This window comes from Thauera sp. (genome assembly GCF_047601425.1).
GTDB lineage: Bacteria > Pseudomonadota > Gammaproteobacteria > Burkholderiales > Rhodocyclaceae > Thauera.
Genome location: NZ_JASGJL010000001.1, coordinates 1,851,530 through 1,868,266 on the forward strand (window position 1 = coordinate 1,851,530; position 16,737 = coordinate 1,868,266).

Genomic DNA, 16,737 nt, shown 5'->3' on the forward strand with positions numbered 1-16,737 from the left:
GGACTCACATCGCCGGCACGATGATCGCCACGCGGCGGTTCTGTGCGCGCCCTTCGGCCGTGGCGTTGTCAGCGATCGGACGTGTGCTGCCGAAGCTGTGGCGCACGATGTTGCCGTAGGCCAGGCCGTGCCGTTCAAGCACGCGCGCCACCGCTTCCGCACGCCGTGCCGACAGCGCCATGTTGTAGTCGGGCGAGCCGGTATTGTCGGTATGGCCTTCGACCCGCACGGAATTGATCTCGATCCGCTTGAGCGTGTCGACGACACGTTCGATGATGGCCGACGCCTCGCTCGAGACCTGGTCGGTATCGGTGTCGAACAGGATGCTGCCATTCAGATTCAGGCCCCAGCCGTCTTCGATCTCGACGAAGCCGATCTTCTCGAGAGCCTCGATCTGCTCGGAGTTGAGGCCGAACCTGTTGGGTATCGTCTGGCAGGCGGCAAGCAGCGCCACTGCCGCCAGCATCAGCAGACAGTGGCTCAGCAGCCGACCTGGACCGGGGGGGACGATAAAGTGCTTCATTCGCTGGTCTCTCCGTGATTGAGGCGATGACGGTTGGCGGGGTCAAAAATCCGGTACTGCCCGCGCCCGTTCTCTTTTGCAGCATACATGGCCTGGTCCGCTGCGGTCAGGAGCTGGTCTGCGGTCCGCGCGTGCTCGGGGTACAGGGCAATGCCGATGCTGACGGCCGGCGCGACCCGCGCTTCACCTATTTCCAGCGGCGCCGCCATCGCAGCCAGGATCTTTTCTGCCACCAGCACCGCATCGTCAACGTCACGCACCGAATCCAGCAAGACCGTGAATTCATCGCCGCCCAGGCGGGCGACGAGATCGGTGTCGCGGATGCAGTTGCGGATACGGTCGGCAACCTCCACCAGCAGCGCATCGCCGGCAGCATGGCCGTAGCGGTCGTTGACCTGCTTGAAACGGTCGTTGTCCAGGTACAGCACACTCAGCTTGCCGCCCGAATCGCGGACTTCACCCAGCGCCCTCTCCAGCCTTTCGGTGAAACCGCGCCGGTTGGCCAGGCCGGTCAGGCCGTCGCGCAGCGCAAGCTGGGACAGGGTCTGGTTCGCCACTTCCAGGCTGGACTGGCGTGCGATCAGTTCGAGATTGCGGGCATGGAGTTCGGCGAACAAGGCGTTGAAGTCCTTGCCCAGCTGGTCGAATTCGACGATGTCCAGGGTCGGCACCCGGCGATTGAAATCCTGCTGCAGCCGGGCGCCATGGGTGGCCGAGGCCAGCGCCTCGAGCTGGGCGATGATGCGCTGGGACATCCGCCCTGCCAGACGGCGTGCGGCATAGAAGAACAAGACAATGCAGGCCAGGCCGATGCCGACGGCCTGCAGTGTGTAGATGATGAAGCGTGCGCCATTGCCATGCACCACCACGTTGCCGATGTGCTTGTTGTTGTAGCGGATCTCGGCAGTGATGGGGTCGGGGAACAGCAGGCGCCCGGCAGCTTCATCGAGATGCCCGAGCGGACCGCTGCTCTTGTATCGATGGCTGGCCAGCGTACGCTCGTCGAGCGTGACGACGCTGGCCTCCCTGAGCTGTTCGCGCTCGGCGATCTGCAGCAGGATCTCCGAAGCCGTCCGCTGGTCGTCGAAGACCACGGCAGCCTCGGCAGAGTACGCAATGGTGCGCGCGACGAGCTGCAGATGCTGCTCGAGCTGGCCGCGCAGCGTGATCAGGGTCAGGATGAGCAGCGCCGTTCCGGCAAGCGTGATGGCAAGCACCGTCGAGTCGGTGTAGAGCCGGCGCAAAGCCTGAAAGAGAGTGGTGCGTTTGATGCTCGTCATGGTTGGCTCAGCAACTGCTTGGTCAGTTGCAGGACTCGGGGGTTGACGCGCAGTTTGCTGCGGGAAATGGCGTCGAGATTGGCCGCAAAGCCTTTCCCGTCAGCCCGGTCGTCCAGACAGAACATGCCGCCGAAGGAGCAGAAATCGCGCTCTTCGCCGATCGTCAGCACCGGCCTGCCGGTGAGCGTCTTGACGAGCGCAGTCAGACGTTCCGGCGGCAGCTTGCCCACGTACAGCACGTCGCACTGCTCCGCTGCATCCTGTTCGGTGACCGCCTCCTGCACGTTGACGCCGTATTCCGGCCTGAAGCTGCCGCCGGTATGGTCCAGGGTGCCGCCATGCTCGCTGTCGCCGATCAGGCAGAGACGCAAAGGCTGGGACGGCTGCGGCCAGCTCGTGTAGCCGATGATGCCCCAGACGATGGCGGCAGCACTCAACTGCCGGTCCAGCGGCGGCGGCTCGTCCTCGGCATGGACGAGCCAGGCGCCGCTTGCGAGAGGCACGGCCACCAGGCAGTAGATGATCAGCTTGCGTAACATGTCGGTGTTTCCATCGGAAGTAGCCTGCGGCGTGGCCACGTCGGGCATCAGCGGCGGTTCCGGACGTCGGTGCAAACCAGCATGTGCCGGCCGTGATTCTAGCCCGAAGCGCCCGCCCGGTCGCGGCAAACGCAATTCCACGGGCATCGATGGACGAAGCGGACGCACTCCTTCCTGCAGGTACCGGCGCGGCGTATCGGGCCTGGACGGCAACTCGTCAGCCCAGCGTCGCCGTCGCCAGCTTGGCGCCAAAGCCGATGAACACGCCACCGACCCCCGCCGTGGCGCCGGCGGCCGCACGGCGATGGCGGCGGAAGCGGGCCGCGAGCTTCGCCCCCGAAAAGATCAGCACCGACAGGTAGAGAACGCTGCAGATCTGCACGATGACGCCGAGGATCACGAAGGACAGCCCTGGGTGGGCATAGGCCGGATCGACGAACTGGATGAAGAAGGAAACGAAGAACAGGATCGCCTTCGGATTCATCAGGCTGATGATCAGCGCGGTGCGGAAGGGATGCGGCGAACCATCCACCGCGGGATAGTCGGGGGCGGCTTCGGCATCGCTTTCATCGCCGCGCCGCCAGGCCGCGACGCTGGCGCGCAGCAGCCCGACGCCGACCCAGGCGAGATAGGCCGCGCCGGCGTACTTGATGATCATGAACAAGCCGGGGGTGGCGCGCAGCAGCGAAGCCATGCCCATCACGGCGAGCAGCATCAGGATGGTGTCGCCGACAAAGATCCCCGCAGCGCCGCGGTAGCCTGCGGCCACACCCCAGCGCGAGGCCGTCGCCATGACGTAGAGCGAATTCGGACCAGGCAGCAGCACGATGAAAACGGTGCCGAGAATGAAGGTACTCAGGTCAGTGATGCCGTAAAGCATGGCTGCATCCGCAGGCAGGTGACGAATCCGCTACTTTGCCACGCGCCATGCCGGCAAGCCAGTGCGAGGCGGCAGCACCCGCTTCCGCCTCAGCGGCGCACGGCGGTGAATTCGAGCGGTGCATCCACGCTGCCGCCGCGCTGGATCTGCAGGCGCACGCGCAGGGCATCGCCGTCGGCCCACACCTCGTAGTGCTGCACCACTTCCTGCACCGCGTCGCCGCCGACGACGGACTCGGCCCGGGTACTGAAACGCAGGCGGCCGCTGCGCCACTCGGGCTTCTCGAGCAGGCGCGGAACACCGAGAAAGCTGGCACTGCCCTCGATCACGCCATCATCCACGGCGAAATCGAATCGCTCGCGCAGGTTCAGGTTCCACGGGTAGCTCACTTCGGCCTCCCACACGCCCCGCATCGCCTGCGGACCCGGCACGGAAGCCCCTGTCCATAACCAGGCCGCACCCAGCATGCCGGCCAGCACGGCAGCCATCGCCACCCCAGGCCCGAGCCGCCGGCGCGGCGCCGGGCCAGCCGGCAGCCACTGCTCCAATGCGGCGTGCAGCCGCTGCAGGTCGGCCGACCACGAGGCATCGTTGAGCGACAGCGCATGGCGGCTCGCCAGCCCACGCAGGGATGGCGGCAACCCATCCGCGGCCGGCATCGACGCGCCCCCCACCAGCACCGGCACCACTGGCTTGCCCGAAGCCAGCGCACATTCGATTTCACGCCGCACGTAATCGTCGGCACGGTCCAGCCGGCGCTCGCCATCCCTGCCGGCACTGAGCCAGCCGGGGCCGATGATCACCAGCACCGCCTGAACCTTCTCCAGGTTGTGCCCGATGGCGATCTCGAAATCAGCGCCTGGACGGATGTCGTCCACATCGCGGAACACGCTGCCAATCCCCAGCCGCTGCTCGAGCGCATCGGTCAGCCGGCCGGCGAATCCGGCACTGTCATCACGGCGGTAGGAAACGAACAGGCTGGGCACGGACGTTCAACACGAGTGGACCACGCTTTGCATTCAAGCACGCAGATGATCGGCCGGCCACCGCCGCCTGCACCTCAGTCTCCTTGCCGGCGCGACTGCCACAGCGACCACAGGCTGGTCAGCGCCAGCGCGCCGCCGATCAGCAGCATGCCGGCGAACTCGGCTGCCGACGGCCGCTCGCCCAGTTCGACCCAGCCCGCCAGCACGCCGATCAGCGGAATGCCGAGCGCCGACAGCCCGGCCATGCCCGCCGACAGGTGCTGCAGGATGTAGAGCCACAGCAGCCAGGCCAGGCCGGTGGCGAACACCGAGTTGAAAAACAGCGCGCCATAGAAATAAGGCGTGGCATCGATCGGCCGCGACGGCAGCAGCAGCGCGACGATGCACAGCGCCAGCGCGCCGAACAGCATCTGCCAGGCCGTCAGCGCCAACAGATCGAAGTCATGGTCGCGCCGCAGGCGCTTGGCGAGGATCGCCGACAAGGCCCAGGTCAGCCCGCCGCCAACCGCCAGCAGGTTGCTGAACAGGCTGCTGTGCATCGCCCAGGGCTCGAGGATCAGCACCAGGCCGCCGCCGGCGACGGCGAGCGCCAGCCACTGCATGCCGCGGATGCGCTCGCCCAGCGCCCACCACGCCATCGGGATCACCCAGAAGGGCATGGTGTAGACCAGCACCGCCGTCTTGCCCGCGCCGCCCGCCACCAGCGCCCACTGGATCAGCGCGGTGAATGCGCCCGTCTGCACCACGCCGAGCATCGCCACGCGCGGCATCGCGGCCAGCTTCAGCGGCTTGCGCAGCACGGCCAGCACCAGGAACAGCGTCGCCGCGCCCAGCAGGGTGCGGATGGCGGAAAAGTCGAAAGGATCGACGTACTGGATGACCTGCTTCATCACCACCCAGTTGTAGCCCCAGATGGCCGACAGCAGGATCAGGGCGAGGATGGCAAGGCGAACGGGCTGCATGCGGAACTCACGGCGGGAGAGTGGATCGGGAAAGCCGGTGAGTATGGCCGAATGCCGCAGCGATTGCCAAAGCTGGCCGCGCCGAAGCCGGGCGGAGCGCGGCCGGCCCGTTTCCGAACCCATCGTGCCTCGAACCTTCAGCCCGAAAAGATCCGGACAATTCGATTCTTGTGCGTCGTTCCGCGATCGTTCTTCGCCACTCCCGCGCTGGCGGGAATCCAGCGCCTTCGACCTCGCGGCCTGGATTCACCGGATGCCCGCCCTCGCGGTCACGGCGGAACTGGTCAAAGCCGTCTCAACTACCGAAATAGGCGAAACGCCCCGCATACGGCTTGGCCCGCGGGAATGCCAGATCGCCATGCTTGCTGGTGCCCAGGCCCAGCCCGCCAAGCGCCTCGGCCAGCTTGACCGCAGCAGCGACGCCGTCGATCACCGGAATGCCGACCCCGGTCTGCAGCCGCCCGACCAGGTCGGCCATGCCGCCGCAGCCCAGCACGATCGCGCCCACGCCGTCCTCGTCGCGCGCCCGGCGGCATTCGGCGGCGATGCGTTCGAAGGCACACTCGCCGTCCTCTTCCAGGTCCAGCACCGGAATCTCCGCTGCCCTCACCTTGCGGCAGTGGTGCTCGAAACCGTAGGCACGCAGCAGATGCTCGGCGATCACCACCGTGCGGCCGAGCGTGGTCACCACCGAAAAGTGCGTGCTGATCAGGGTCGCCAGATGGAAGGCCGCTTCGGCGATGCCGATCACCGGCACGGCGGTCAGCTCGCGGGCGGCAAGCAGGCCGGAGTCGCCGAAACAGGCGATCACGTAGGCATCCACCCCTTCGCCGTCCCCGCGGCGGATCTCGTCGAGCACGCCGACCGCCGCCAGCGCTTCGTCGAAGTGCCCTTCGATCGACACCGGCCCGGACTCCGGCTGGGTGGCACTGATCCGCGTGCCTGGAGCGGCAATGCGCATCGCGGCGGCGCCGATGCGCCCGGTCATCGCCTGCGTGGTGTTGGGATTGATGAGGCGGATATGCATGGGTGACCCTTCCGGCAGGTATGGGGCCGGACGGTACCGGCGGCAAGATTTCTTGCACGGCACCAGGTCCGTGCGTGACAGCCGCCGATGAAAGCCCGCGTCCAGTCCCCTGCCTAAAAAGCAAAAACCACGCCACCCCTCTCTGCTGCTGCCCACCATTCAACGGCCGGGCTGAGGGAGCATCACCCGCCGGCTGCGCCGGCATGGAGTTCGCGCAGGCGGGAAGTGAAATGGCGGGCGATGCGCCCGGGCGCAGGGCTGCGGGCAATCGACACCACCCAGTCGCATTGATATTGCAGCGTCGCCGATTCGATGCGGCGCAAGGCGCCATCGCGCTCGAAGGCGGCGGCGTAATGCTCGGGCAGGAAACCCAGGTAGCGCCCGGAGCGGATCAGCAGCACGCTGGCTTCCTGGTCGTGCGCATGCGCGGCGGGCTTCAGCCCCAGGCGCCAGAAATGCTCCATGTTGGGCGAGTGATAGCCGAGGCCGACGAAGTCGGCGGCGCGCAAGGCATCGTCGCCGGGCATGGCGCCGCCGCGCAGCAGCGCATGCCCGGGCGCGGCATACAGGAACATGCGCTCCGAGAACAACGGCCAGCTCAGCAGGCTCTCGCTGGCGCGATGGTGGGGGTGGATGCCAACCTGGAAGCGCCCTTCCAGCAAGCCGGTCTCGATCGCGCTGGTGCTCGCGACATGCACGTCCAGCACTACCGCTGGCGCCTCGGCGCCGAAAGCGGCGATGGTTTCGGCCAGCCTGCAGGCCGGATTGGTGACGAACTTGTCGAACACCGCCAGGTTCAGTTCGCCGCGCATGCTGCCGTGCAGCCCGGCCATCTCGCGGCGGAAGCCCTCGACCTGGGCCAGCAGCCGGCGTGCCGCATCGAACACCGTGCTGCCTTCCTCGGTGAGCGCGAAGCCGGCGCGGCCGCGCTCGCACAGGCGCACGCCCAGCCGCGTCTCCAGATCCTTCAGGTGGCGGCTGATCACCGAACGGCTGATGTTGAGCCGCAGTTCGGCCGCCGCCAGGCCGCCGGCCTCGACGATGGCGATGAAGATGCGCAGCAGCCGCAAGTCGGCTTCGGCGAGATTGGTGAGCAGGGCGCGCGGTTTCATGGCTGGCCATTGTTCCATGGAATGGCGGACAGCGAAGCAAGGACCCGCATCCGCCCCCTGCTGCACCGCAATAGCGCAGAAATCTCACCAGTTTGGGGCGTGGACCGCTTGCCGCGCCTTGCCGCCCACCATCCATGACTCAGGGACGGGCGGCGAACAGGCCCGGTTCTGCCCGCATTCGCCGCTTTTTTTCCGCGCTGCGGAAAAACGGGCACACGGCTTGCGAAAGGAAGCGCGACATCAACCACCTCCCGCAAGGAAACCGCCATGTCCGTCCGCCCGCTCCGCCTGCTGCCCACCCTGCTCGGCTGTGGCCTGATCGCGCTCTCCAGCGCCTCCGGCACCGTACTGGCCCAAGAGAAGGTCCTGCGCATCGGCATGACCGCCGCCGACATCCCGCGCACCCTCGGCCAGCCCGACCAGGGTTTCGAGGGCAACCGCTTCACCGGCATTCCGATGTACGACGCCCTCACCCAGTGGGATCTGTCCAAGGCCGACGAACCCAGCGTGCTGATTCCCGGCCTGGCCACCGAATGGGCGGTCGACGCCAAGGACAAGACCAAGTGGGTGTTCAAGCTGCGCCCCGGCGTCAGCTTCCACGACGGCTCGCCGTTCAACGCCGACGCCATCGTCTGGAACGTGCAGAAGGTGCTCGACCAGAGCGCGAAGCATTTCGACGCCAGCCAGGTGGGCGTGACCGCCTCGCGCATGCCGACGCTGCGCAGCGCGCGCAAGATCGACGACATGACCGTCGAGCTCACCACCTCCGAGCCCGATTCCTTCCTGCCGCTCAACCTGCTGAACCTGTTCATCGCCTCGCCGGCGCACTGGGAAGCCAAGTACGCCGCGGTGCCGGCCAGCGTCACCGACCCGGCCGAGCGCGCCAAGCAGGCCTGGGTGGCCTTCGCCGCCGATGCCTCGGGCACCGGCCCGTTCAAGATGAGCCGCTTCGTGCCGCGCGAGCGCCTCGAGATGGTCAAGAACACCGCCTACTGGGATCCGAAGCGCAAGCCGACCATCGACCGCGTGGTGCTGCTGCCGCTGCCCGAGGCCAACGCCCGCACCGCCGCACTGCTGTCCGGCCAGGTCGACTGGATCGAAGCGCCGTCGCCCGACGCGATGGAGCAGATCAAGAGCCGCGGCTTCGTCATCCACAGCAACCCGCAGCCGCACGTGTGGCCCTGGCAACTGTCCTTCGCCGAAGGCTCGCCGTGGCTGGACAAGCGCGTGCGCCACGCCGCCAACCTGTGCGTCAATCGCGAGGAGCTGCGGGAGTTGCTCGGCGGCATGATGGGCATCCCCAAGGGCACGGTCGATCCCGGCCATCCGTGGTGGGGCAACCCGGGCTTCGACATCCGCTACGCGCCGGACGAAGCCCGCAAGCTGATGAGCGAAGCCGGTTACTCGAAGTCCAAGCCGGTCAAGGTCAAGGTGCAGATCTCGGCCTCCGGCTCCGGCCAGATGCAGCCGCTGCCGATGAACGAGTACGTGCAGCAGAACCTCAAGGACTGCTTCTTCGACGTCGAGTTCGACGTGCTGGAATGGAACACGCTGTTCACCAACTGGCGGCGCGGCGCCAAGGATGCGTCGGCCAACGGCGCCGATGCGATCAACGTCAGCTACGCGTCGATGGACCCCTTCTTCGCCATGGTGCGCTTCGTCAGCACCAAGACCTTCCCGCCGGTCTCCAACAACTGGGGCTTCTTCGGCAACGCGGAGATCGACGCGCTGATCGCCGACGCCCGCACCCGCTTCGACGAGAAGGAGCGCGACGCCGCGCTGGCCAAGCTGCACGCCCGCGTGGTGGAAGAAGCGCCCTTCGTCTGGATCGCCCGCGACGTCGGCCCGCGCGCGATGTCGGCGAAGATGAAGGGCGTGGTCCAGCCGCAGAGCTGGTTCATCGACATCGCGCCGATGCGCATCGAGTGAGCGCCACGGCCCGCGGCGGCGGCTCCGCGCCGCCGCGGGAATCGACCTGGCGGGCGGCGCGCCTCGCCGCCCTTTCGCCCCCTGTGCGGAGTCCGCGATGATCTTCTACCTGCTCAGACGCATCGTCTACACCGTGCCGATCATGCTCGGCGTGGCCTTCTTCTGTTTCCTGCTGGTGCACATCTCGCCCGGCGATCCGCTGGTTTCCATCCTGCCGCCCGACGCCTCGGTCGAGCTGCAACGCCAGATGATGACGCTGTACGGCTTCGATCGCTCCTGGATCGAGCAATTCACCAGTTGGCTGTGGCGCGCGCTGCAGGGCGACCTGGGCACCTCGATCGCCACCGGCCGGCCGGTCGCCGAGGAAGTGCTCAAGGCGGTCGGCAACACCCTGATGCTGGCCTGTCTGGCGACCCTGATCGGATTCCTGCTCGGCAGCCTGTTCGGTTTCGTCGCCGGCTACTTCCGCGATTCGTGGGTCGATCGCGCCGCCTCGATGCTGTCGGTACTGGGCGTCAGCGTGCCGCACTACTGGCTGGGCATGGTGATGGTGATCGTGTTCTCGGCCTGGCTCGGCTGGCTGCCGCCGACCGGCGCCGGCCCCGGCGGCTCGGACGCCTGGGCCTGGGACTGGGCGCACGTGCAGTACATGATCCTGCCGGCGCTGACGATGTCGGTGATCCCAATGGGCATCATCGCCCGCACCGTGCGCGCGCTGGTGGCCGACATCCTGGCGCAGGAATTCGTCGTCGGCCTCAAGGCCAAGGGCCTCACCGACCTCGGCATCTTCCTGCACGTGGTCAAGAACGCCGCGCCGACCGCGCTGGCGGTGATGGGCCTGCAGCTCGGCTACCTGCTGGGCGGCTCGATCCTGATCGAAACGGTGTTCTCCTGGCCCGGCACCGGCTTCCTGCTCAACTCCGCCATCTTCCAGCGCGACCTGCCGCTGCTGCAGGGCACGATCCTGGTGCTGGCGATGTTCTTCGTGCTGCTCAACCTGCTGGTGGACACGCTGCAGACCGCCATCGACCCGAGGATCCAGCGATGACGACGACCGCCCTCTCCCCCGCCGCCGCCGCGGCGCCGGCCTACGAACGCTCCGCCGGCTTCTGGAGCGGCGTGCTGAAGAAGCTGGCCCGCGACCCGGTCGCGGTCGGCGCCGCGCTGGTGCTGCTGTTGCTAGTGCTGGTGGCGATCTTCGCGCCGCTGATCACGCCGCACGACCCCTACCAGACCTCGATGCTGAAACGCCTGAAGCCGATCGGCTTCGAGAACTTCCTGCTCGGCACCGACGAACTCGGCCGCGACATGCTGTCGCGGCTGATGGTGGGCGCACGGCTGTCGCTGTTCATGGGCATCACGCCGGTGCTGATCGCCTTCGTGCTCGGCAGCGCGATCGGCATCCTGGCCGGCTACGCGGGCGGCTTCATCAACACCGCGATCATGCGCACCATCGACGTGCTGTATGCCTTTCCGTCGGTGCTGCTGGCGATCGCGCTGTCCGGCGCGCTGGGCGCGGGCATCGGCAACGCGCTGCTGTCGCTCACCATCGTCTTCATCCCGCCGATCGCGCGGGTGGCCGAAAGCGTCACCACCCAGGTGCGCGGCCGCGACTACGTCGAAGCGGCACGCGCCTCCGGCGCCGGGGCCTTCACCATCGTCCGCGTGCACGTGTTGGGAAACGTGCTGGGGCCGATCTTCGTCTATGCGACCAGCCTGATCGCGGTGTCGATGATCCTCGCCTCCGGCCTGTCCTTCCTCGGCCTCGGCGTGCGCCCTCCCGAGCCGGAATGGGGGCTGATGCTCAACACCCTGCGCACCGCGATCTACACCCAGCCCTGGATTGCGGCGCTGCCGGGGGTGATGATCTTCATCACCTCGATCTCCTTCAACCTCCTGTCCGACAGCCTGCGCTCGGCGATGGACGTCAAGAACTGAGCACGGAGAAACGCCATGAGCATCGGAATGAGCGTCGAACACATCGGCGCAGAAATCGACGGCGACCGCGGCGGCCCGGCCCAGCCGCTGCTGACGGTGAATGGACTGATGAAGCACTTCGAGCTGAAGAAGAGCTTCCTGGAAACGCTGAACGGCGGCGGCAAGGTGGTGCGCGCCGTCGATGGCGTCGATTTCAAGGTGCTGAAAGGCGAGACCCTGGGCGTGGTCGGCGAATCCGGCTGCGGCAAATCGACCACCGCCCGCCTGCTGATGCACCTGATCGCGCCCTCGGCCGGCGACATCGTGTTCGACGGCGAAACTGTGGGCTCCTCCGCGCTGCCGCTGCGCGAATACCACCGCCAGGTGCAGATGGTGTTCCAGGACAGCTATTCCTCGCTGAACCCGCGCCTGACCATCCAGGATTCGATCGCCTTCGGCCCCCAGGTACATGGCGTGCCGCGGCGCGAAGCCGTCACCCGCGCCCGCGACCTGCTCGCCCGCGTCGGCCTGGAGCCGCGCCGCTTCGCCGAACGCTGGCCGCACGAACTCTCCGGCGGCCAGCGCCAGCGGGTGAACATCGCCCGCGCGCTGGCGAGCGAACCGCGCCTGGTGATCCTCGACGAAGCGGTGTCGGCGCTCGACAAATCCGTCGAGGCCCAGGTGCTGAACCTGCTGATGGACCTGAAGGACGAATTCGGCCTCACCTACATCTTCATCAGCCACGACCTGCACGTGGTGCGCTACATCTCCGACCGGGTGATGGTGATGTACCTCGGCAAGGTCGCCGAAACCGGCCCAGCCGAGGCGCTGTTCGACGATCCTCGCCACCCCTACACCCGCGCGCTGCTGTCATCGATGCCGTCGATGGACCCCGACCGCCGCACCGAGGAAGCCCCGCTGGCGGGCGATCCGCCCAATCCCATCGACCCGCCGCCGGGCTGTCGCTTCCACACCCGCTGCCCGCTGGCCGAAGCAGTCTGCGCCGAGCGCGTGCCGCAACTGGCCGAGGCCGATGGCCGTGAAACCGCCTGTCTGATCCACGAGCCCGGCAGCGGTCACAGCCAGGCGGAGCCGCATCAGGACGGGACAACCACGGCCCTGCCTGGCGCGGCTCGGCCTGACTCGACCCAGCCCACCGCGCTCCAGCCTGATACGGCCCAGTCGAACACGGCCCCCGCCCTCGTCGAAGCCGCCTGAAAGGAGCGCCACCCATGAACCCGTCCTCCAGCACCACCGCAGCGCCTGCCGCCACCACTCCGCTCGTCGCCGTGCGCGACCTGCGCGTGGTCTTCACCGGCGGCAAGAAGCCGGTGGAAGCCGTCAATGGCGTCGACCTGCACGTCGCGCGCGGCGAATCGGTCACCCTGATCGGCGAATCCGGCTCCGGCAAGAGCGTCACGCTGCGCAGCCTGCTGCGCCTGCACCCGGAGCGCCGCACCCGGATCAGCGGCCGCATCGACATCGCCGGCCACGACGTGCTCGCGCTCGGCCCCAAGGCCCTGGCCGGCTATCGCGGCAAGGTGGCGTCGATGATCTTCCAGGAGCCGCTGCTGGCGCTCGACCCGGTGTATACCGTCGGCGCGCAGATCGTCGAATCCATCCGCCGCCACGAAGCCGTCAGCAAGGAAGAAGCGCGCAAGCGTGCGCTCGAACTGTTCGAGCGCGTCCGCATCCCCAGCCCGGCCCGCCGTCTCGACGCCTATCCGCACGAGATGTCCGGCGGCATGCGCCAGCGGGCGATGATCGCGCTGGCGCTGGCCTGCCGGCCGCAGGTGCTGCTGGCCGACGAACCCACCACCGCGCTCGACGCCACGGTGCAGATCCAGATCCTGCTGCTGCTGCGCGAACTGCAGCGCGAGCTGGGGCTGGCGATCATCTTCGTCACCCATGACATGGGCGCCGCTGTCGAAGTCGCCGACCGCTTCGCGGTGATGTACGGCGGCCGCATCGTCGAGGAAGGCCGTACCCGCGACATCATGCGCAACCCGCGCCACCCCTACACCCTGGCGCTGATGCAGGCGCGCGCCGACGGCGCGATGACCAAGGGCGCGCGGCTGGCGAGCATCCCCGGCTCGCCGCCCGACCTCGCCAACCTGCCGGCGGGCTGCGCCTTCGCCGAACGCTGCGCCTATGCCGAAGCGCCCTGTCACCAGACCCGCCCCGATGCAGTGGATCTCGGCGGCGGCCATCTCGCCCGCTGCCTGCGCACCGACGCCACCGCCGGCGCCATCGTCCGCCTCGCCCATGCGGCGCACGATGCCGTGCCAGCCTGAGCCCTCCACCCCCTTTTCCGCCACCACGCCATGCTGCTCGAACACGACCCCGCCCACGCCTTCGTCCCCTACCCCGGTGTCGAACTGCCCCACGCCGCCGACGGCCCCCTGGCCGGCCTGACTTTCGCCGTCAAGGATCTGTTCGACGTCGCCGGCTACCCGACCAGCGGCGGCAATCCGCACGTGCTGGCGCTGTCCGGCATCAAGACGCGAAACGCGCCCGTGGTGCAGCAACTGCTCGACGCCGGCGCGCGCTGTCTGGGCAAGACCATCACCGACGAACTGGCCTTCTCGATATCCGGCATCAACGCCCACTTCGGCGCGCCGCTCAACGGCGGTGCGCCCGAGCGGATCACCGGCGGTTCCTCGTCCGGTTCGGCAGCGGCGGTCTCGAACGGCCTGGTCGATTTCGCCCTCGGCTCCGACACCGGCGGCTCGGTGCGCTGCCCGGCCAGCCACTGCGGCCTGTTCGGCCTGCGCCCGACGCACGGCCGCATCAGCCTGGAAGCCTGCCTCGACCTCGCGCCCAGCTTCGACACCTGCGGCTTCTTCACCCGCGACGCCGCCACCTTCGCCCGCGTCGGCAGCGTCCTGCTCGGCGAGGACGACGCGCCGCTGCCCGCCTCGCCGCGCCTGCTGACACCCACCGATGGCTGGGGCCTGCTCGACCCACAGGTCGTCGACGTACTGCATCCGGCCCTGGAACGCATCGAGGCCCTGTTCGGCCCCTCGTTGCCAGTGGAGATGGCCCCACAAGGCTTCGAGCCCAACTACTGGGCCTTCCGCTACATCCAGGGCCACGAAGCCTGGCAGAGCGACGGCGAACTGATCGAGAAACACGGCCTCGTGCTCGGCCCCGGCGTAGGCGAGCGCTTCCAGTGGTCAAAGGCGGTCACCGACGCGCAGTGCGAGCAAGCCTGGACCGTCCTCCGCCAGGTCACCGCCGCGCTCACCGAACTGCTCGGCAGCGACGGCGTGATGGTGCTGCCGACGATGCCCGACGTCGCGCCGCTGCGCAGCGCCGACGAAGCCGCGCTGGAGGACTACCGCAACAAGTCCATCATGCTGCTCAGCCTCGCCGGCCTGTCGGGTTTCCCCCAGCTTTCGATGCCGCTCGCGCGCCGCAACGGCGCTCCGCTCGGCCTGTCGCTGCTCGGGCCGGCAGGCAGCGATCGCAGCTTGGTCGCGATGGCGGAGAGGATCGCAGGTCAGAGCTGAAACCGGCGTGGCGGCGCTCGCCTGTCGCTGCGGCCGTTCAGACCACTTGGCGACGATAGTCGATGGGCCGAATGCTTACGCCAATTAATTGCCAAATATCACTACAGACAGTGTCACCTAGCCGCCTTTCAAGCAACTCAAACAACTCAAGCAACTCTATGACGAGATGTACTCAGGGTCTATGCGGTCCTTGAACTGGACAATGGAATCCTCAAGAACGTCAAGATCTAGCTGGCGCGTGAACGAAGTCATGTATGTCCGCCGCTCGGAGTCATCTCTGAAGATCTCCATGACCAGATCGCCATCGATATAAGTCTCAAGGCCGATACCGTCCCGGGTGCCAACATCACTCGCCACGACGTAACTGATTTCTCTGTTGGGATGCATGTGAATCACCAGACAGTCCTAACGCGAGCATTCAGGCGCAGTGCCGCCGAAGATGGTGCCGCCACCTTCAACAGCTTGTTGAGCCAGCAAACCTTCTTGAACGGCGAAGCGTTCCAGCTTGCCTCCCAAATCGTCTGGATTCTCCCAGTACGCCTTATCAAGAGAATTCAAGGCTTCCGGCATTCGCTCCGGAAACAACGCACGCAAGAGATCTCTTCGCTCGGCTGTATCCTCCGGTACTCGGCCTTTTCCGAAGAGAGTGCGCTTTGCCTCCTGAAGCAACGACAGAGAGCGCCCGGCGCCCAAGGCATTGAGACCTTCCAAGGTCAGGAGATAGTGAGCACCAGAACTGTTCCAGAAATACTGATCGAAACCGCCGTTGTACACTTCGCCCTCCAGCACGTTCACTACCCAGTACAGCTTTTCCGAGCCTGACAATGTTGGAAACCCTCCACCTTCCGAGAAGACCTTCGCATCCAGCCTCCGCCTAAGAGCACGAAACGGGCATGTCTTCTCAAGCTCGCTCTGCTGGATGTGGTACTTCTTGCCAGCCTCAATCTGCTCCCTCGTGCCAGATTTGCACGGCATGCATAACCCACCCGTCCTCTGCGCCGTATCAGGGAGAATGAGGGTTCCGCACTTTTCACATGGGATTTTCGACATAGGTAACCTTTAGCCCTACCGATCGGAATGAGGCCAGTCGCCAGAAAAACGAAGATTTTTATCGGTCGGTTGAAACGAAGTGTCAACTGGCTTCACGCTGAATCTCGGACTGATGCACCTCAATATCGAAACCGGACTCAAGCTCCAGAACAAAACGCGGTTCAGGCTGGAGCGACAGAACGGTCACAAGCGAACCCGTGGCTCCCACATGCGAACCGGAAACAACGCGGACGTAATCGTTGTGCCAAAACTCGACGCCCGGGATCTCCGCTCGATCGAGAAATGCCTGACAGAGAGATGCGGTATCCATAATGATGGTTTGGCAAATTAGTTAAGATTCAGTTTTGTGGCCAATTTTATAGCATACACACTCTTCTATTTGACGAGATCCTCATAAGCGACGTAACGCTCCGCATCCGTATGGTTTCCGAGTCGCCATAGACAATGACACTCTGGTTGTTTCGCGCCATACCCAAAAATGGATTCGGAAGATGTTTATACGGCTCACCGTATATGGCTGCCCACACGAGCGGACGCAAGCCCCAATAAAAGACGATGTCGTATTTCAATCCCAGACCAGCGAGGTAAGCCGATGGCCTGCAGGAATATGCGGCATGTCGCAAAAGTCCTTCTCGTCGTAAGACAATCCCTCCATGACGCCATCGCTTCCCAGTTCGTCGATTGCTCGTAACCGTCGCTCGATCTCGTCCGTTTTAGATGTCGTGCAGATGGCGATGCTCTCGGCCGAAACACTATCGCCATCAAAAGTGTCTTCGTGTAGCTGCACCCGCACCCAGGCCACATCGGAGCATGCTTCCAGCTCCACGAGCCGTCGGTGAATTTCTGCCAGAGGCGGGCGGTCACAACCGCCCTCTTCGGCGGGTCCCCATTGATTCGGGGCGATGGAGTCTTCCTGGGTGTTGCCTGCAAAAAATTCGGCAAGAGTCAGCAGCGGACGTTTTCCTCCGGCCGCTTCGGAACGCCGTATTACTTCCTCGTAACTGATCATGGCATTTCCCT

At 66.2% G+C, this 16,737-nt stretch carries 17 protein-coding genes; 6 read left to right on the top strand and 11 right to left on the bottom strand.

Annotated elements, in window-relative coordinates; all coding sequences use genetic code 11:
- Window positions 1-4 precede the first annotated feature (4 nt).
- The 8 genes from QM748_RS09015 to QM748_RS09050 form a co-directional block, all read right to left on the bottom strand.
- Complete coding sequence (locus tag QM748_RS09015) at window positions 5-523, bottom strand: OmpA family protein (RefSeq protein ID WP_415246651.1); 519 nt, start codon at window positions 521-523, stop codon at window positions 5-7.
- Window positions 520-1,803: a diguanylate cyclase domain-containing protein gene (locus QM748_RS09020; protein ID WP_415246652.1), complete on the bottom strand. Its 1,284-nt coding sequence runs from the start codon at window positions 1,801-1,803 to the stop codon at window positions 520-522. The genes QM748_RS09015 and QM748_RS09020 overlap by 4 nt, the downstream gene beginning before the upstream one ends.
- Window positions 1,800-2,342 (bottom strand): YfiR family protein, encoded by a 543-nt coding sequence (locus QM748_RS09025; protein ID WP_415246654.1) that lies wholly within the window; start codon window positions 2,340-2,342, stop codon window positions 1,800-1,802. Before QM748_RS09025 ends, QM748_RS09020 begins: the two co-directional genes overlap by 4 nt.
- 217 nt (window positions 2,343-2,559) lie before the next feature.
- Window positions 2,560-3,222: a leucine efflux protein LeuE gene (gene leuE / locus QM748_RS09030; protein ID WP_415246655.1), complete on the bottom strand. Its 663-nt coding sequence runs from the start codon at window positions 3,220-3,222 to the stop codon at window positions 2,560-2,562.
- A gap of 89 nt (window positions 3,223-3,311) precedes the next feature.
- A complete protein-coding gene (locus QM748_RS09035) occupies window positions 3,312-4,208 on the bottom strand; it encodes a toll/interleukin-1 receptor domain-containing protein (protein ID WP_415246656.1) in 897 nt (298 codons plus the stop codon).
- Between the two features lie 74 nt (window positions 4,209-4,282).
- A complete protein-coding gene (locus tag QM748_RS09040; RefSeq protein ID WP_415246657.1) occupies window positions 4,283-5,170 on the bottom strand; it encodes a DMT family transporter in 888 nt (295 codons plus the stop codon).
- A gap of 295 nt (window positions 5,171-5,465) precedes the next feature.
- On the bottom strand, window positions 5,466-6,197 hold the full coding sequence (locus tag QM748_RS09045; protein WP_415246658.1) for an aspartate/glutamate racemase family protein: 732 nt from the start codon (window positions 6,195-6,197) through the stop codon (window positions 5,466-5,468).
- A gap of 182 nt (window positions 6,198-6,379) precedes the next feature.
- Window positions 6,380-7,309, bottom strand: coding sequence for a LysR family transcriptional regulator (locus QM748_RS09050; RefSeq protein WP_415246659.1), 930 nt, complete (start codon window positions 7,307-7,309; stop codon window positions 6,380-6,382).
- A gap of 267 nt (window positions 7,310-7,576) precedes the next feature.
- Between QM748_RS09050 and QM748_RS09055 the strand changes: the two genes are divergently transcribed.
- The 6 genes from QM748_RS09055 (at window position 7,577) to QM748_RS09080 (ending at window position 14,667) form a co-directional block, all read left to right on the top strand.
- A complete protein-coding gene (locus tag QM748_RS09055) occupies window positions 7,577-9,238 on the top strand; it encodes an ABC transporter substrate-binding protein (RefSeq protein WP_415246660.1) in 1,662 nt (553 codons plus the stop codon).
- A gap of 97 nt (window positions 9,239-9,335) precedes the next feature.
- Entirely contained in the window at window positions 9,336-10,286 is a 951-nt protein-coding gene (locus tag QM748_RS09060) for an ABC transporter permease (protein WP_415246661.1), read from the top strand.
- Window positions 10,283-11,176, top strand: a complete 894-nt coding sequence (locus QM748_RS09065; protein ID WP_415246662.1) for an ABC transporter permease — start codon at window positions 10,283-10,285, stop codon at window positions 11,174-11,176. The genes QM748_RS09060 and QM748_RS09065 overlap by 4 nt, the downstream gene beginning before the upstream one ends.
- A gap of 15 nt (window positions 11,177-11,191) precedes the next feature.
- On the top strand, window positions 11,192-12,373 hold the full coding sequence (locus QM748_RS09070) for an ABC transporter ATP-binding protein (protein ID WP_415246663.1): 1,182 nt from the start codon (window positions 11,192-11,194) through the stop codon (window positions 12,371-12,373).
- 14 nt (window positions 12,374-12,387) lie between these two features.
- Window positions 12,388-13,449 carry an ABC transporter ATP-binding protein gene (locus QM748_RS09075; RefSeq protein ID WP_415246664.1) on the top strand — a complete coding sequence of 354 codons (1,062 nt, stop codon included), beginning with the start codon at window positions 12,388-12,390 and terminating at the stop codon, window positions 13,447-13,449.
- Between the two features lie 30 nt (window positions 13,450-13,479).
- A complete protein-coding gene (locus QM748_RS09080; protein WP_415246665.1) occupies window positions 13,480-14,667 on the top strand; it encodes an amidase in 1,188 nt (395 codons plus the stop codon).
- A gap of 405 nt (window positions 14,668-15,072) precedes the next feature.
- On the opposite strand, the gene QM748_RS09085 is transcribed toward QM748_RS09080, so the two are convergent.
- The 3 genes from QM748_RS09085 to QM748_RS09095 form a co-directional block, all read right to left on the bottom strand.
- On the bottom strand, window positions 15,073-15,642 hold the full coding sequence (locus tag QM748_RS09085) for a DMP19 family protein (protein ID WP_415246666.1): 570 nt from the start codon (window positions 15,640-15,642) through the stop codon (window positions 15,073-15,075).
- Between the two features lie 157 nt (window positions 15,643-15,799).
- A complete protein-coding gene (locus QM748_RS09090; protein WP_415246667.1) occupies window positions 15,800-16,027 on the bottom strand; it encodes a hypothetical protein in 228 nt (75 codons plus the stop codon).
- Between the two features lie 255 nt (window positions 16,028-16,282).
- Window positions 16,283-16,726: a hypothetical protein gene (locus QM748_RS09095; RefSeq protein ID WP_415246668.1), complete on the bottom strand. Its 444-nt coding sequence runs from the start codon at window positions 16,724-16,726 to the stop codon at window positions 16,283-16,285.
- Window positions 16,727-16,737: the final 11 nt, after the last annotated feature.